The 16854-nt window shown below is 70.6% G+C and carries 13 protein-coding genes; 10 read left to right on the top strand and 3 right to left on the bottom strand.

Annotation, left to right across the window (positions count from 1 at the left end; all coding sequences use genetic code 11):
* Positions 1 to 141: 141 nt before the first annotated feature.
* The 8 genes from fxsT to ABD366_RS37480 all read left to right on the top strand — a co-directional run bounded on the left by fxsT (position 142) and on the right by ABD366_RS37480 (position 13744).
* The gene (gene fxsT / locus ABD366_RS37515; protein WP_324768638.1) at positions 142 to 5634 is read left to right on the top strand and encodes an FxSxx-COOH system tetratricopeptide repeat protein; all 5493 of its coding nucleotides are present in this window, start codon (positions 142 to 144) and stop codon (positions 5632 to 5634) included.
* A gap of 5 nt (positions 5635 to 5639) precedes the next feature.
* Positions 5640 to 6911, top strand: coding sequence for a CHAT domain-containing protein (locus ABD366_RS37510; protein WP_324768639.1), 1272 nt, complete (start codon positions 5640 to 5642; stop codon positions 6909 to 6911).
* The gene (locus ABD366_RS37505; RefSeq protein WP_324768641.1) at positions 6908 to 7942 is read left to right on the top strand and encodes a hypothetical protein; all 1035 of its coding nucleotides are present in this window, start codon (positions 6908 to 6910) and stop codon (positions 7940 to 7942) included. The genes ABD366_RS37510 and ABD366_RS37505 overlap by 4 nt, the downstream gene beginning before the upstream one ends.
* A 398-nt stretch (positions 7943 to 8340) precedes the next feature.
* Positions 8341 to 9417, top strand: coding sequence for a phytanoyl-CoA dioxygenase family protein (locus tag ABD366_RS37500; RefSeq protein ID WP_411293689.1), 1077 nt, complete (start codon positions 8341 to 8343; stop codon positions 9415 to 9417).
* Entirely contained in the window at positions 9399 to 10727 is a 1329-nt protein-coding gene (locus ABD366_RS37495; protein WP_324768642.1) for a DUF6271 family protein, read from the top strand. The genes ABD366_RS37500 and ABD366_RS37495 overlap by 19 nt, the downstream gene beginning before the upstream one ends.
* Positions 10724 to 11902, top strand: a complete 1179-nt coding sequence (locus tag ABD366_RS37490; protein ID WP_324768643.1) for a type III PLP-dependent enzyme — start codon at positions 10724 to 10726, stop codon at positions 11900 to 11902. Before ABD366_RS37495 ends, ABD366_RS37490 begins: the two co-directional genes overlap by 4 nt.
* Positions 11899 to 12483, top strand: a complete 585-nt coding sequence (locus ABD366_RS37485; RefSeq protein ID WP_324768644.1) for a GNAT family N-acetyltransferase — start codon at positions 11899 to 11901, stop codon at positions 12481 to 12483. The genes ABD366_RS37490 and ABD366_RS37485 overlap by 4 nt, the downstream gene beginning before the upstream one ends.
* A 67-nt stretch (positions 12484 to 12550) precedes the next feature.
* Positions 12551 to 13744: an MFS transporter gene (locus ABD366_RS37480; RefSeq protein WP_324768685.1), complete on the top strand. Its 1194-nt coding sequence runs from the start codon at positions 12551 to 12553 to the stop codon at positions 13742 to 13744.
* A gap of 7 nt (positions 13745 to 13751) precedes the next feature.
* Here the strand turns inward: ABD366_RS37480 and ABD366_RS37475 are convergent, their stop codons facing one another.
* Positions 13752 to 14189: an ANTAR domain-containing protein gene (locus ABD366_RS37475; RefSeq protein ID WP_324768645.1), complete on the bottom strand. Its 438-nt coding sequence runs from the start codon at positions 14187 to 14189 to the stop codon at positions 13752 to 13754.
* 48 nt (positions 14190 to 14237) lie between these two features.
* On the bottom strand, positions 14238 to 15197 hold the full coding sequence (locus tag ABD366_RS37470) for an AraC family transcriptional regulator (protein ID WP_324768646.1): 960 nt from the start codon (positions 15195 to 15197) through the stop codon (positions 14238 to 14240).
* A gap of 227 nt (positions 15198 to 15424) precedes the next feature.
* Here ABD366_RS37470 and ABD366_RS37465 point away from each other — a divergent pair, with 227 nt between their 5' ends.
* Positions 15425 to 15712 carry an ANTAR domain-containing protein gene (locus tag ABD366_RS37465; RefSeq protein ID WP_411293690.1) on the top strand — a complete coding sequence of 96 codons (288 nt, stop codon included), beginning with the start codon at positions 15425 to 15427 and terminating at the stop codon, positions 15710 to 15712.
* Positions 15713 to 15751: 39 nt separating this feature from the next.
* On the opposite strand, the gene ABD366_RS37460 is transcribed toward ABD366_RS37465, so the two are convergent.
* Positions 15752 to 16273 (bottom strand): GNAT family N-acetyltransferase, encoded by a 522-nt coding sequence (locus ABD366_RS37460; RefSeq protein ID WP_324768648.1) that lies wholly within the window; start codon positions 16271 to 16273, stop codon positions 15752 to 15754.
* Between ABD366_RS37460 and ABD366_RS37455 the strand changes: the two genes are divergently transcribed.
* The gene (locus tag ABD366_RS37455) at positions 16272 to 16841 is read left to right on the top strand and encodes a helix-turn-helix domain-containing protein (RefSeq protein ID WP_324768649.1); all 570 of its coding nucleotides are present in this window, start codon (positions 16272 to 16274) and stop codon (positions 16839 to 16841) included. The two genes, ABD366_RS37460 and ABD366_RS37455, sit on opposite strands and share 2 nt — an antisense overlap.
* Positions 16842 to 16854: the final 13 nt, after the last annotated feature.

Raw genomic sequence — 16854 nt, 5'->3', positions numbered from 1 at the left:
GTGCGTAGCTCTCGGGGATGACAATTCCGTGGGATGTCCCTACGGTGGCCCTCCCTTGTCCGACGGGTGTCCGGGGTGCCCGGGGGTGTTCGACGTCGGCGGGGACGTACGGGACTAGGTGATCAGCAGCCTGGGGGAGCGGTGATCATCACAGAGCAGAGACTCGCCGCGCCCGCAGAAGTCGTGCAGCGCGGCTCGGTGCTATTGGGGCAGGAAGACGACAGCTCGCGCCCGGGCAGTGATCCGCATGCCGAGCAGCACGCGACTTTTCTGTCGGCCGAGGTGAAACGGGATGCTGTCCGCATCTCTCCTCAGGATGGGCTGAACAACCTGCCGACCCGTTCGAAGCAGCCCTTCGTCGGCCGTGCCGAGGCCCTGGCCCGGCTGGCCGCCTCGCTGGCGGACGGCGGCGGCGTCATCACCCAGCAGTCCGCGATGACGGTGAGCGGACTGGGCGGCATCGGCAAGACGGCGCTGGCGCTGCATTACGCGCACGAGCACAGGGATCAGTACAGCCTCGTGTGGTGGATCACCGCGGAGAGCGAGGAACAGATCGCCTCCGGCCTGGCCGATCTCGCGCTGACCCTGTATCAGGACTGGGCGAGGTGGGCGACGCCCAAGGAACGCACGGAGTGGGCCCTGTTCTGGCTGGAGGAGCACCCCGGCTGGCTTGTCGTCTACGACAACGTCGAACGGCCGGAGCACCTCACTCCTTTCCTCGGCCGGCTGTTGGACCGTGGCCACCAGCTCGTGACGAGCAGACGCCGTACCGGCTGGCCGGAGAGTGCCGAACTGATCAGCCTCGATGTACTCAGTCATGAGGCCGCGGTGGATCTGCTGTGTGCCCCCGGCGGCGGCGTCGACGACCGGGAGCAGGCGGAGCTGCTCGCCTTCGACTTGGGGCGGCTGCCGTTGGCGCTGGCCCAGGCTCGCGCCTATCTGCGTGAGACACGAACCGAGGTCGGCGCTTACCGGGCGAAGCTGTGGCGGACGGCGGAGGAAGCCGGAGACCGCCTGCACGGCGGCGCGGCCCGCGCGGTGGCCCGGATCTGCAGCACCAGTCTGGAGGCCATCCGGCCCCGCCGCCCCTTGGCGGCCCCACTGCTGCATTCGCTGGCGTGGTACGCCCCCGAGGCACTTCCCACGACGGTGCTCGAGCACATGGGCGGTACGGCCGGGGAGACCCAAGCGGCCTTACAGGCGCTGACCGACTACCACCTGGTCGCCGTCGGGCCCGAAGGGATCGCCCTGCACCGGCTTCTGCAGCGCACCCTGCGTCAGGCCCCGCAAGGTCCTGCCGCCCGCGGCCGGGCGGAGCAGGCCCTTGCCGCGGCGGTCGCCGCGACACCGGACGGCGTCAGTCCGTTCCTCACCCATATCCAGGCCCTGGCGGAGACCGGCACGGCCCAGGACGCCGAGGCCGACGCCCAGTTCGTGGCCATGTACCGCCAGGGAGCGGAAGAACTGATTGCTCGCGAACAACATGTTCTGGCCATTCCGCTGATGCAACGAGTTGTCGACTGCAGTACGCAATTACGGGGCATAGACGACGAAAGCACCCTCGGCCATCGGGATCGACTCGCCGGGCTCCACGCCAAGGCCGGAGACCCGGTGACCGCCGTCGGCCTGTGCAAGGACCTCTTCCTCGACCGCACCGCCGTCTCCGGCGCCGAAGCCCCCGAGACACTCACCAGCCGGCAACGGCTGGCGTACGCCTACCGCAAGGCCGGCGAAGTGGTGCGCGCGGTCCAGGAGTTGCAGAAGGTCGTCGAAGCCCGCCTGCGCATTCAGGGCCCCAACCACGAGGACACCCTCCAGAGCCGCAACGATCTGGCATACGCGCTGCAGACAGCGGGACGCCATGTGAAGGCGGTCGAGGAGTTCGAGCGGGTCGTCGCCGACCGTGAGCGCGTCCTGGGCATCGAGCACAAGGACACCCTGAACAGCCGGACCAACTTGGCTTACGCCTATCGCTCGGCCGGCGAGCATCCCACGGCCCTGCGTCTGTACCAACAGGCCGTCCGGGACAGGAGTTCCATACACGGCACCGACCACCCCGACACGCTCACCGGCCGGGGCTGGCTCGCCTCGGCGCACCTGGCCGCGGGGGACCCGAAGAAGGCCGTCGAGATCTACAGGCAGGTGGTCGCCGACCGGACGCGCGTACAAGGGGCGGACCACCCGGACACGTTGCGCAGCAGGAAGGAGCTCGGCTACGCCGTCGTCGACGCCGAAGGCCCCGAGGCCGCTCTGCGCCTGTTCGAGGTGCTCGCCAAGGACAGCGCGCGGGCCCAGGGCCCGGACCATCCCGCGACGCTGGACTACCGCGACGACATCGCGGAGGTCCATACGCTCCGCGGAGACCACGTCCAGTCCGCTCGCTGCTACGAAGCGGTGATCGAGAGCTACACGAGGGTCCGCGGCGCGTTGCACAAGGACACGTTGCGGGCCCGCGGAGCACTCGCCCACACGCTGCGGATGTCCGGCGATCTCCGGCGCGCCCTGAGCGAACGCGAGAAGCTGGTGACCGACCGGGCGACGGCGCAGGGCGCGGATCACCCGGAGACGCTGACCGCCCGTGTGAACCTGGCCAACACCCTGCGCGCGGCGGCCCGGGTCAGGGAGGCGGTCAGGCACTACAACGAAGTCCTGAACGACCGGGTCGAGTTGCTCGGACCGGAACATCCTCATGTGCTCCGGGTACGCGAGCTCCTGGCCTTCGCCCACCAGGAGGCCGGCCGGCACACGACGGCGGTCGACGAACTGCGCGGGCTGCTAGCCGACATGGAGGGTTTTCTCCGCTCCGACCATTCGCGTGTGCTGTCGATACGGCAGTCCCTGGCCGCCTTGTTCACGGCGGAGCGCCGACACGAGGAGGCCGCCCGATCCTACGAGGAACTGGTCGAGGACCACAGACGGGCGCACGGCCCTGACCATCCCGGCACACTGCGCGTCCGCGAGCGACTCGCGGAGGCCTACCAGGCGGCCGCCGACTTCGACCGGGCGCTCACCGTCCTGGACGAGCTCATCTCCGACCGCACCCGGGTCGAGGGTCCTGAGCACCCCCACACCATCGACACACGCGAACTACGCGCGGGAGTTCTGCGCTCTGCCGGTCAGCACGACCGGGCCATCGACGAATACCGGCAGTTGATCGAGGACCGGACGCGGCTGTTCGGTGCCGAAACCCCCAAAACGCTGGACGCACGCAATGGTTCGGCACTGGCCCACCTGGCGGCCGACAACCACCAGCAGGCCATCGACGAGTTCACCCGGCTCCGGGAGATTCGCGGCCGGCTGCTGGGGGAGACCGCTCCGGGCACGCTGCTCATGTGCGAGAACCTGGCCGACGCGTATTCCGCGGCCCAGAACCACCGACAGGCCGTGGCCCTGTACGAGGCCGCGGCCACGGCCTGGGACGGACTGTGGGGGCCCTCCCACTGGCGCAGCCTGCTGGCCCGAAGGGACCTGGGGCTGATCCAGCGAGCGGCCGGACGGCACGAGAAGTCGCTGTCGACGCTGATGACGGTGCTCGAGAAGAGGACTGAGCGCGACGGGGAGAACCATCCCGCGACACTCGCGGTCCGGCTCGACCTCGTCGCGGGACATATCGTCGCGGGCTATTACGCCCTCGCCGAAGAACTCGCCGGACACCTGGTGGAGGACTACGTCCGGGTCCGCGGCCAGGACCACACGGACACCCTGAACGCCCGTTCCTGGCTGTGCTACGCGTGGATGCGCTCCGGGCGGGTCCGGCAGGCCGTCACCGGCCTGCGGTCCCTCGTGGCCGACCGCACCAGGGTTCAGGGGGACACACATGTCGCGGTGCTGAGCGAACAGAACCTGCTCGCCTCCGCCTTCGAGTACGGGGACGACTACGAGCAGGCCATAGCGCTGGGCGAGCGCGTGGTGGCAGAACGCACGCGCGTCCAGGGCGACTTCCACCCCAGCACGCTGGCGGCCCGCTCGACGCTGGCCCAGCGGCGTGAGCTCGCCGATGACCGGGCAGGCGCCCTGCACGAGCTGCTTCCGCTGCTCCAGCAGTACGAGGAGCATCTGGGACCCGAACACACCGACACCCTCGACGTGCGCGACTCGATCGTGTGGGTCCTCATGGGCGGGTCCACCGCCCGCTGGGCAGTGCGGGCGGCCGAGGAACTGGTGGCCGACTGCACGCGCATCCTCGGCGCGGACCATCCGCGCACACTCAGTGCCCGGGTCAAACTCGCGTCGGCCCACACCGCGGGCGGGGACATCCGGCGAGGGCTGCTGCTGCGCGAAGAACTGGTCGAGGACCACAGCAGGGTCCTGGGCGCGGAGCACGCCCTGACACTGGCCGCACGCAAGGCCTGGACACGCTCCCTGCGCCTGACGGGCGAGCGACAGCGGGCCGTACTGCACCTGACCGAACTGGTCGCGGACAGCGATCGGCTCCGGGGTGCGGACCATCTGTCCACGGTGGCATGCCGCGAGAGCCTGGCGCTCGCCATCGGGGAGACCGGCGATCTTGTCTGGGCGGCCTCTCTCTTCGAGGAACTCCTCAAGCGGTGCGTCGAGATCCTGCCGGAGGAGAACGAGTGGATGTCCGCCGTGCGCGGCAGCCGGGCACGGATCCTCGCCGACACCGGCCTGGCCCAGCGTGCTGTGCAACTGGCTCGGCAAGCGGCGGACGACGCCGCGCGCCTGTTCGGCGCCGGGCATCGACGCACCTGGAGTCCGTCGGCGGTTCTGGCGCACACGCTGTTACAGGCGGGAGACCCGGACGGGGCTCTGCGGGTGATCGGGAACCTGCTCCTCGCCGAGAGCCGACTGCAGCGCGACCCCGACTGGCCTGCCGACATGGATCAATTGGTCCGGATCCACAGACGGGCGGCGGTGTGCGTCGTCTCGGCCGATGACGGCTTGGCACAGGCAGCCGCGCAGGTCCCGGGTGGTGACGAGGAGGCTGTTCGGCTGGGGCTGGTGATCGAGTTCTATGCCGTGCGTCTGAGCGGTCAGCTTCCCAGCCTGCCCGTCGAACTCGCCAGGGCGCTCTGCGACAGTGATCGTTCCGAGGACGCGGGAGCCCTGCTCGAGGCGGTGCACGCGGCCAGGTGCCGGGTGCTGGGCGCCGACCACCCGGACACCTTGGAGAGCGGCGCCGAACTCGCCCTGGTGCGCCTCGAGAACGGCGCGCCCTTGTCGCTCGACTGGCAGAGCGACTTGATGAGCCGATGGGCACGCGTCTTCGGGGCGGACCATCCGGCGACCGAGGAATTGCGCTGGCGTCTGCGCACGGCCAGGCCGGCCTGGCAGCCGCGTCTCAGTCTCCTCGACGAAGCCGCTGTCGACCGCACGTCGTCCGTCGAAGTGCGCCTGGAGCGGCAGGAGGACGTACCGGCATCCGAACTGTCCTACATCGAGGTGGTGGCGGAGTGCCGCACGGGCGCGGTGGTCCTCCCCACCGTCGTGCAGTACACCCCAGGAGGCGATCCGGCCGTCTTCTCCTTCACCCCGAGGGAACCGGGAGCACACAAGCTCCGTTTCACTCTGTACGACCACGCTTCCGGGTTCGCCTTGCAGGAGCTGGAGACGGTGGTCCACGTACCCGATGGCGACGAGCGCGACAGCGTGCGGAAGCAGGGGAGCGACTGACGCGGATGGCACAGGAACTCACCGTCGAAATAGTGCGCAACCCCTCATCGGGGTACACCATTCCCCCTCCGCGGGCCGGCCAGGCCGTGGGTGGCGGCGTGCACCGCGATCTGCGCGTGCTGCTGCGTCATGCCGATCGTGACGGTCTGACGATCACCACGTACGCCTCCTGGCTTCCTCCGCGGGAACAGTGGCTCAATGCCCGCCTGGAGACGGCGCCGCAGACCCTGCTGGACCGGGCGGGCACGCTGCGTTCGGAGTGGAAGCGCCTGGTCGTGGACCACACGAACGGCACCCCGGGACCGGGCATGCGCGTGGGCGGCCGGCCGCTGTCGGAGCAGGCCGACCTGACGCACCACGCGACCCTCGTCGAGACCGTGGTGAAGAGCCTGGCCGATGAGGGCTTCGACGTTCTCGACGTGATGCTCGACGGAAGGGGCTCAAGCCTGGGTCGCCTTCGCGAGTTCCTTCTCGGGGCGCTGGCCGAGGAGAAGGACCTGCGGATCAGTTTCGATTCGGATCTCCCCATGCCGTGGCCCATGCTGGCCGTCGATCCGTCCGTGGGCATCGATCCGTGGGACGCGTTTCTCGGCCATCGTCACCAGGTCGAACAGACCAGTTCCGGCTACGACTGGGTCGACCAGGCGAAGGTGTCGCCGCGTCTGAGGGCCGTCACCAGTCTGAACACGGACTCCACCCTCGACAAAGTGGGCCGGGCGTCGGACGTACGCGACCTTCTGGCCGCACGGTCCGAACTCACCGTCCGGACCGAGGCGAAGGACCTCCTGGAAGCTCTCGGCAATGAGTTCCTGCTGGAGGACCTGATGTACTTCTGGTGCCACGGGAAATTCCTGGAGGAGGGAACCCGGAACCGGCGACTGGTCATCAAGCTGTCCGACCCGGATCTGATCGACGGCGCCAAAGTGACCCGCAGACGCCGCCGCTTGCGGGGCGGTCAGCAGCGCTTCAAGCCGTTCGTGCTGCTCAACGCCTGCCACACCGGCCAGGCCGCCACCGATCTGCACGTGGGCCACCTCGGGGCGGCGCTGATAGATCTCGGGGCGGACGGTGTCCTCGGTCCGCAGATCGAGATACCGCAGATCTTCGCGTCGGAGTACGCCTACTCCTTCCTCGACCTGTACCTGGAGGGGCGGCACACCGCGGGCGAGATCAGCCAGGCACTCGTGAAGCGCTTCTCCGAGAAGTTCCACAACCCGCTGGCGCTCACCTACTCGCTGCACTGTGGTCTCCACAGCCGGCTGAACCTCGCCTCATGACGGCCGGCGCCCGACGGACCATGATTCCGGAACCGGTGGTGATCGACCTCGACGAAGAGGGCCGGCTGCGGACGCCGGAGGACGTGCCCGTTCCCGTGGAGCGAGTGGCCGAACATCTGGACCGGCGACTCCGCGTCCCCGAGTGGGCGACGGACATCTACGTGTACGTGCACGGATGGCGGACCCCTCCCACGACCGCCGTGCGGAGCGCGACGAAGCTCCTCGGCCAGGCGGTGGAGCTGACGACCGCCCACCCCGGGGACTATCCCGGGCTGGCCGGCGGACACCGGCCCTGGGCTGTCGTGGTGCGCTGGCCCTCGTCGAGCCGCCCCACCCTCGGGGGCTACCGGCTGATCCGGGACAGGGCGCACGTCATGAGCGCCGACGGCGCCGGCCACGCTCCGTACGTCATCGGGCATCTGCTCGGCTATCTGGACGCCGAGCGCGTCGACCCGCGAGCGCCCGAGGTGCTGGCCAATCGCAACGGCCAGTACCTGCATCTCGTGGGCCACTCGTTCGGCGGCCGCTTCCTGTGCGAGGCCGTGCAGCGTGCCGCCGAGACCCCACCGGTGCTCTCGTGGAGCGCGCCGTACGATCCCGGGCAGCCCTTCACCGTCGACAGCGCGCTGATCTTCCAGATGGCGGCGCCGCGGGATGCCTTCGTCCGGCACTTCGCGGGGCTCTTCCCCTCCGAGGACAACCCGGGCGCCCCGTTGAGGGGACCGCTCGTGCTGACACATTCCCGCTGGGACAGAGCCACGGGCTTCTGGCACCTGAGGGCCGAAGGACAACCGGGAATCGGGCATTCCGGTACGGGGCCGGCGCCGGTGTCACAGTTCTCGACACGGCTGCTCCCCACGGGCGTGCCGTACCCGCACCAGGTCCTGGACCACCGGATAGTCAACGTCAGCGCCGACTGGCTCTACCGGGGGCAGAGCCGCGTCCGTCTCTCGCCGGCCGGAGCCCATTCCGACTTCATCCGGCCGGAATCCGCGCACTTGATGGTGACGCTGGCGGAGCATGCACGGTAGAGGCCTGCCTTCCTCGATCGACCTGGGGTTCTCGGGGAGCGGCATGCCCGCCCTCCTGGTATAGACCACTAACATCGCCCTCCTGAACTCGCCTTGTCAAGGTGCGAGTTGAAGCCCTCCGGAAGAGTGCCTGACGTGCGCATGTCGGATTGGCCCGGGGGGTGGCGCCATCAAGCTCAGTGTTGACAGCCTCAGTTGGTCTAGTCCAAATTGAGGGGGCGCCGGTCCGCCGACGGAGGTGTTCGCACTCCGCCGCGGCCACCCCGCGCCGTCACCCCCGCGAGCGTTCCGAGGTGCCGGCCACCCATCGCCCTCCCCGCGACGCCGCCCCTCCTGATGCCCGTACTCCCGTACCTGTCGGCCTCACGGCCGACGCGGTCGCACCGAAGGAACGAGCTTTGGAACACCCCGTGTCACCCACCGCCCCCTACCTCCACCGCGCCCCCGGCGAGGTCCCGTACCTCAGTGCGGACGGTGAGACCTATCTGGCGCAGACCCAGCTGCGGCATCTGAGCAAGACGCGGCCGCTCAGAGTGCTCTCCGCGGCGGACTTCGCGTTCTGGCAGACGTACGGCTACGTCATCGTGAAGCAGGCGATACCGGCCTCGGCAGCGCGGCGACTCCTCGACTTCACGTGGGAGTTCCAGGGGCTCGACCCCGACCGGCCCGACACCTGGTACCAGGAGCGGGAGTTCCGTACGGATCTCGACCGTGACCTGCACGTCTACGGTTTCGTGGAGGCGTACCACCATCAGCTCCTGTGGGACAGCCGCCAGGCGCAGCGCGTGTACGACGCGTTCGTCGACGTCTGGGACAGCGAGGAGCTGTGGGTCACCCTCGACCGGCTCAATCTCAACCCGCCGAACGTCAAGAACCGTTCCCGCGAGCTGATCGCGCCGACGGAGGAGGGCTTCGACATCGAGCTGCACTGGGACGTCGACACCACGTCCAGCGTGCTGCCGCAGCGCGTCCAGGGGATCATCGCGCTGAACGACACGAGTCCGGAGACCGGGGGATTCCAGTGCTGCCCCGAACTGTTCCGCCGCTTCGACCGGTGGGCCGCCCTGCAGCCCGAGGGTCGCGACCCCATTCGGCCGCGCATCGACAGGGATGAAATGCCGGTCGTACGGCCGGAGTTGGAAGCCGGTGATCTGCTGATCTTCAACGGGATGCTGGCGCACGGCGTGGCACCGAACACCTCCGAATCCAGCGTCCGGGCCGTCCAGTACCTGTCGATGATGCCGGCCCTGGAGACGCACGAGACGCTGCGCCGCTCCCGCGTCGACTCCTGGCGCACGCTCAGCACCCCGGACTGGAACGCGACCCTGCTCGGCGACGCGGTCCGCCCCGAAGCGCTCCGGTACGGCACCGCCGACCTCACCGACCTGGGTTCCCGGCTGCTCGGCCTGGAGTCCTGGAGCGGACGGCAGCGGGACGCGGTCGCGGAGGAGGCGGCGTGCGCCGTATCTGTCTGACGCTGCCCACCAACAGGTCCTGCTCCGACACCCTTTCGGCCCTCGGTGAGGAAGCGGCGTACGCGGCCGGGACCTTCGACGCCGAGGTGCGGCTGCTGGTCCTGGACTCCTGCGACGCGGCCGAACGCGAACAGCACCAGGACGTTCTGCGCGGCCTGCCCGCCGATCCGCGCATCACCGTCCACCACCTGGACGAGGAGCGGCAGCGCGACTTCCTCCGCAGGGTCATCGCGCGGGCCGACGCCCCCAAGCCCGACCTCCTGCTCGACCTCATGCTTCCGGACCGCGTCTCCTACGGGGCCTGCACCAACCGGGCCTTCCTGGTCGCGGCCGCTCTCGGCTGCGCCTCCGTGCACCGCAGGGACTCGGACAGCCGCTACCAGAGCGTCAGCGGCGCCCCCGTCTTCCCCGTCCATCACGAACTGCGCACCCTCGGCCGCCGGGCCGCCGACGCCGCCACCGCGGTCGACGAGACGGCCCTGACCACCGCCGCCCAGGACCGCCGTGTCGCGATGGTCGGCGCCTCCTTCGTCGGTGAACCGTCCGTGGACATCGCCGAGATCCAGGCGCTCGACCCCGCCGTCTACGCCGACATCGTCGGTCTGTGGGCGCCCGGACACTGGACGGCCGAGCAGCGCGCGGAGCTCGCGGCCGAATCGTTCCTGGGCGCCGGGACCGAGCCGTTCACGCACGACCGTTCGCTGCTCACGCTCGTCGATCCGATGCGGGTCGACATGTGCAACATCGCCTTCCACGACGTGCACGAACGCGTGCCCCTGCCGCCAGCCACCGACACCATCGGCAGCGACTACTTCCTCATCCACCTCGTCCACGACGCCGCGCTGCCGGGGGTGCTCCACAACCGCGACATCGTCAACTTCTATACCGGCGAACGCAGAACGGGCCCGGGGTTCCTCGCCTACCAGACGCGTTACGCGAAGTTCCTGCTGTCGATGCTGTATCTCCACCACGTCTACGAGCGGATGGCCGAGGCCGGCGAAGCGCTCCTGGACGACCGGGGGCAGGTGCGCGCCGAGGTGATCGCCGGCCTCGTCCGCGAGAGCACCGGACTCGACCAGGCGGAGAACATACGGCGGCTCGACGTCCTGGATGCCGCGTACCGCAAACTCGGCGGCCGGTACGCGGAGTTGGCAGACCACCTCGCGGACCGGCGCGAGCGGCTGCTCGACGAGGCACGCCGCGACATGGAGGACTTCGCCCTGCTGACGGAGAACTGGGAGGCACTGGTCCGGGCGGCCCGCGTCACACCCGTACCCGCGTCCATACATGTGGCGGAGCCGGCCCGATGACGGCGACCACTGTGGCGACGGGCCCTCTCCACCGCGAGCCGGCCGCCGCCACCGCCGACGACCGGCTCGTCTACGACCTCGACGGGATCGGCGCCCAGTGCGACGCGCTGCTGCGCGAACTCCCGGACGTACGCGTGCGGTTCGCGTTGAAAGCGTGCCCCGTCGACGACGTCCTCGGGTACCTGGCCGGGCGCGGGATCGGAGCCGACGCGGCCAGTCCCCAGGAGATCGCGCAGGCCCTGAGCGCGGGTGTCCCGATCGAGCGGATCCACTACGGCAACACGGTGAAGTCCGACGGGAACATCGCGCACGCCCACCGCCTGGGCATCCGCGACTACGCCACCGACAGCGTCGAGGACGTGCGGGCCGTCGCCGCGCACGCCCCCGGGGCCCGCGTCTTCTGCCGGCTCGCGACCTCGGGCGCCGGGGCGCTGTGGGGTCTGAGCGAGAAGTTCGGGTGCTCCCCGGAGGATGCCGTCCAAGTGCTGTGCACAGCACGTGAGTTGGGGCTTGCTCCCGCCGGGCTGTCCGTGCACGTGGGGTCGCAGCAGATGACGGCGGACGCCTGGCAGGACGCGTTCGCCGACCTCGCCGGGACACTGACCGCGGCGCGCCGGCACGGACTCGTCCTCGACCACGTCAACCTCGGCGGCGGCCTGCCCGCCTTCGGCTACGCCGACCGGCACGGCACGCCCCTCGACCCGCCGCTGGACAAGATCTTCGCCGTGCTCCGCGACGGCATGCGGCAGCTCAGGGACCTGCACGGCGACCACCTCGCCTTCGTCGTGGAGCCTGGCCGTCACCTCGTCGCCGACCACGGCACCGTCCACGCCGAGGTGGTGCGCCTGACCCGGCGCCGCGGCCCCGACGGCGTGGACCGGCACTGGCTGTACCTCAGCGTGGGCCGGTTCAACGGTCTCTACGAGACGGACGCGTTGCAGTACCCGCTCGTCTTTCCCACGCACCCGGGCGCCGAGCAGGTCCTCGCCCGCGTGGCGGGCCCCACGTGTGACAGCGACGACGCCTTTCCCGGCCTGGTCCGGGTGCCGAAGGACCTGCGCTCCGGCGACCCCGTGCAGGTGCGCTCCAGCGGCGCCTACGCGACCAGCTACATGACCCGCGGCTTCAACGGCTTCGCGCCGCTCCCGCACGCTTGCGTCGGCGGGCGCCCATGAACGACGCCGTCCGCGTCCGTCTAATCGCCGACCGCGACTGGACCGCCATCACCGCCCTGGAGGCACGGGCGTACAGCCGGCTCGGGCTGACGGAGGGGCAGGCCGCACTGCGCGCGTGGCGGGACACCTCGCCGGACACCTGCTTCGCCCTGTACGCCGGCCGTCAACTCGGCGGTTACGTACTGGCGTTGCCGTATCCGCACGGTGCCTATCCGGATCTGCGGCGGGCCCGGTCGGCCGCCGGACGGACTGCCGTGCCGACCCGCAATCTGCACCTCCACGACCTCGTGATCGCACCGGAACTGCGCCGCAGAGGCCTCGCCCGCCATCTCCTGCGCCACCTCTGCGCGGCCGCACGCTCCCGCGCGTACGACCGCGTCTCCCTGGTCTCCGTCGGCGGCACGGAGGCGTTCTGGTCGGCGCGCGGCTTCACCCCGCATCCCGGGGTCGTGGCCCCCGGCGGCGAGTACGGCGCGAACGCCGTCTACATGTCCCTGTCCCTGAAAACGAGTGCTGTCGAAGTGAGTGGTGTCGGAGTGAGCGGTGCTGAAGTGAGTGGTGCGCGTGTCCCCTGTCTCTGACGTCTCCGCTGGCGCGGCCGGCGCTGTTCCCGCCGCCCCGGAAGGTTTCCGCCGCCATCAGTGGGCGATCGCCGCGCTGTTCTGCTCCCTCGGGTTCCAGTACGCGACCTGGGCCTCGCGCATCCCCGCCCTCAAGCACGAACTCGGCCTCTCCGCCGCCGAGGTGGGCGTTCTCCTGATGGCCGCGGGGATCGGCGCGGTCGTCTCGTTCCCGCTGGTGGACCCGCTCATGCGGCGGCTCGGCTCGCGGCGGCTCGCCCTGCTGTCGGCGCTCGGCCTCGCCGTGCTGCTCTTCGCGCTGGCCGCCGCACCGAACTACCCCCTCGCTCTCCTCGTCCTGGGGGTCGACGGCGTCCTCGTCGGCTGCCTGAACGTCGCCATGAACGCCCAGGGGGCCGCCCTGGAAGTCCGGTTCGAGCGCACCACCATGGCCCGTCTGCACGCCACGTTCAGCGGCGGGTCCCTGCTCGCGGCCCTGCTCGCCTCCCGGATGAACGCCTGGACCTCCTCGGTCCCCGCGCACTTCGCCGTCGCCGCCGTCCTCCTCCTGCTGCTCGGCGTGTACGCCAGGACCGGGCTGCTCACCGACGACGCCCCCGCACAGCCGACGGAGAAGGAGAAGGAGAAGGAGAAGGAGAAGAAGGGGTGGCGCCGCAAGCGGGCCATGCCCTCGCGCGCGGTGCTGTGGATGTGCTGCGCCATGGTGTTCGGCACGGTCACCGAAGGCGCCATGAACGACTGGTCGACGCTCTACATGCAGGATGTCGCCGACGCCTCGCACCAGTTGGCGCCGCTCGGCATCGCCGTGATCTCCGCCATGATGGTGCTCGCCCGGGTCTTCGCCGACGGCTGGCGCGGCCGCTGGGGCGACGGCCGGGTCGTCGTCGCCGGCAGCGCGCTGGCCACCGCGGGGCTCGCCTTCGCCCTGGTCGGCGGTGGCGTCGCGACGGCTCTGGCCGGCTTCGCCTGTGTGGGCCTCGGCATCGCGGCCGTCACCCCTTGCGTCTACGTCGCCGCGGCCCGGCAGGGCTCCGACGCACTGGCCCTCGTGGCGGCCATGGGGACGACGGGGCTGCTCGCCGGGCCGCCGCTCATCGGGTTCGTCGCGAACGCGAGCAGCCTGGTGTGGGGCCTGGGCGTCGTCGCGGGAGCCGCGGCCGTCGTCTGCCTGTGCGGCACCCGCATCCGGTGGCAGGACACCCCGCCGGAGAACGCCGGGGCGCTCCCACCCGAAACCGCCCCGGTCACCGGTACGGGGTGAGCCGCGGTCACTGGTGCGTTGACGGCGGGCCGACGGTCTTCATCGGTCCGCCCTCCGCCGCGTCGGGCACGCTTGGGGGGCCGTCGGGCGCGCTGCGGGGGGCGGCGCGCATCCGGCCCGGCTGGCGTGCCGCGCCGATGTGCCGCTCGAGTTCCCCGCGGACCGCGTCCGGGAGTTCGCCGGTACGCGCGTACGCGACGAGATGCCCTGCCACCTGCCGCAACGGGATACCGGCCCGCATGGACATCTCGCGCAGGACGTCCCATGCTCCGGCCGGTGTGATCCGTCCCAGCACGAGGAGGACACCGACGGCCTGGTCCACGACCGCGCGGCCGTGCACCACCTGGCTGAGGTGGGCGACCTGGGCTTCCAGGTATGCCTTCTCCCGGGCGGCGGACACCTGCTCGTCCGTCGCGGGCTGCGGGCGCGGATCATGTGACGTCAAGTAGTCCTCCGGGGGCAGGGGAGTGGGGACGGGCGCGGCCGGTGTTCCTCAGTGGCCGACGAGGGTGCGGTGAGGCGAGTACCCATAAGTCGCGCGGTAAAGAGACGCGAACCGGCCGGGATGGTAGAAGCCCCAACCGGCCGCGACGGCCGTGACGGTGGCGCCCTTCGACGGATCGGCGTTCAGCAGCTCGTGATGGGCGAGCGAGAGCCGGATCCGGCGCAGATGCGCCAGCGGCGTCGTGTCGAGGTGGCGGCGGAACGCGTACTGGAGGCCGCGGACCGTGACATGCGCCACGGCCGCGATCTCGGCCAGGCCGATCGGCTCGTGCGCGTGTTCCTCCATGTACGCCAGGGCGCGGCGCAGGGACGCGGGACGCGCGTCGTTGCGGTCGGTGGAGGTCGGCTCGGTGAGCGCGGTGTGGGGGAACGCGGCCAGCACGGCGGCGGCCAGATGCTGGCTCGCGGTGGCCGCGACCAGCGGCTGCGCCGCCACCTCCGGATCGCCCAGGACGGCATCGCGTACGTGGATGATCGTGCGCTTGAGGTGCTGGGCCCCCGCGGCGGACGTGGGCCGGTGCCCGGTGAGGCGGACGGGGCCCGGCTTCGCGTTCGGGTCGTTGCCGGCGACCTGGCTCAGCAGGGCCGGATCCAGCATCGTGATGTTGTAGCGGGCGCCGCAGATACGGCCCTGGTAGGGCAGTTCGGGCGGGGCGAAGGACACCACGTCACCGGGGCCGAACGCGTCCTCGACCCCGGCGAAGCCGTGGTCCTGGATCGTGCCCTCGTGCACGACGCACAGGCAGATCTTGCCCAGCGGCGTGACCGCGTAGTTCATGTCGAAGTCGAGATCGAGTTCGTCGACGCTCACCCCGGGCATGGTGTCGCGCCGGATCTGCGCACGGCTGGCGTCCGGGGTCCCGTTGCCGATGCGCATCCGCGCGTAGGCCTTGCTGAGGAACTCCTCGGTCTCCCCGATGTCACTGCTGTCGAAGTGCAAGCTCTGCATGACACCTTCACCTCGTGCGCATCGTTCCGGTACTTCTTCGATGAGCCTACGGCTCCCGGACAGCTCTCCGGTACGCCGCAGAGGAGGGAACGGGCGCGAAAAGTTCGTTTTCTGGACAGCCGCCCACGGAACTGTTCGCTGACTGTGTCGCGGAAGCTGCCCCCGGCCCGGGATCGTCGGGACTTCGGTCGGCGACAGCAGGGGTACAGCAGGGGTGGTGAGCAGCGGTGGACGGGGACGAGCAGGTCGACAGCATCACCATGCTGCAGGCCGAGGTGCGGCAGCTGCGCCAGGCCATCGCGTCGCACATCGTCGTCGACCAGGCGATAGGCGTCGTCATCGTGGTCGGCCGCCTCGCGCCGAAGCAGGGCTGGGACGTCCTCAAGGACGTCTCGCAGCACACCAACACCAAGCTCCGGGACGTCGCGGGGCAGGTGGTCGAGTGGGCCAACGGCGGGCCGCTGCCCGAGACCACCCGACGGGCCCTGGACACGGCGCTCGACCGCGCGCGCTAGCGACAGACACGCCGCCCCGGTAAGCAGCCCGTGCGGCGGTCAGCTCAACTGCAGCCGCATCAAGGTCAGATCGAGCCAGCGCCCGAACTTCGTGCCGACCTCACGCACCGTGCCCGCGTGCTCGAACCCGTGGCGCTCGTGGAGCCGGACCGACGCCGCGTTGCCCGCCTCGATCCCGGCGATCATGACGTGCAGGCCCGCCGCCCGGGCGGAGGTGACGAGCGTGCCGAGCAGGGTGGAGCCGATGCCGTTGCCGTGGTGGCCGTCGGCCACGTACACCGAGTTCTCGACCGTGTGCCGGAAGCCCGAGTAGTCCTTCCAGGGGCCGTAGACGCCGAACCCGACGACCTCGCCACCGCGCTCGGCCACGTACGCCGAACCGCGCCCCAGGTGCGCGCCGAGCCAGGCCGCGCCCTCCTCGCGTGTCTGCGGCGTGTCCGTCCACAGAGCCGTCCCGTGCTCGATGGCGTGGTTGCGGATGGCGAGGACCGCGTCGAGGTCCCGGGAAAGCGCCGGGCGCACCGTCACCGCCCGGGCCCCCGTCTCGTATGGTGGATTCATGTCCAACATCGTAGACCCCCTGGTCGCGCGGATCGGCAGCCGTATCCGGGCGGAGCGGGACCGGCGCCGCTGGACGCTGTCGGAGCTGGCCGAGGCGTCGGGGGTGTCGCGCGCGATGATCAACCGGATCGAGCGGGGCGAGAGCAATCCGACCGCCGTGGTCCTCGGCAAGCTGTCGGCGGCGTTTCAGCTGAGCGTCGCCACGCTGCTCGACCCGGACGACGGCCCGGAGCGGGTGCGGCGTGCGGACGCGACCCCGCGGTGGCTCGACCCGGAGACCGGGTACGTCCGACGCCAGCTCTCGGGCCCCGGATTCCCGGCCGAGGTGGCGGAGATCCGGCTGCCCGCCGGGGCCCATGTCCCGTATCCCGCCGCCGCGTTCGCGTTCCACCGGCAGATCGTCTGGGTCATCGACGGCCGTCTCACCTTCCACGAGGGGGAGACCGTGCACGAACTGGACGCCGGGGACACCGTCGAACTCGGTCGGCCCGCGCCGTGTGCCTTCATCAACGCCACGGACCGCGAGTGCCGGTACGCCGTCGTCCTGGTCCGCGGAGAGGCGCCGTGAGCCCCCGGCCGAC

Origin of the sequence: Streptomyces kunmingensis, from assembly GCF_039533535.1 — a bacterium.
GTDB lineage: Bacteria > Actinomycetota > Actinomycetes > Streptomycetales > Streptomycetaceae > Streptomyces > Streptomyces kunmingensis.
This window is presented reverse-complemented; position numbering and strand designations above follow the sequence as displayed.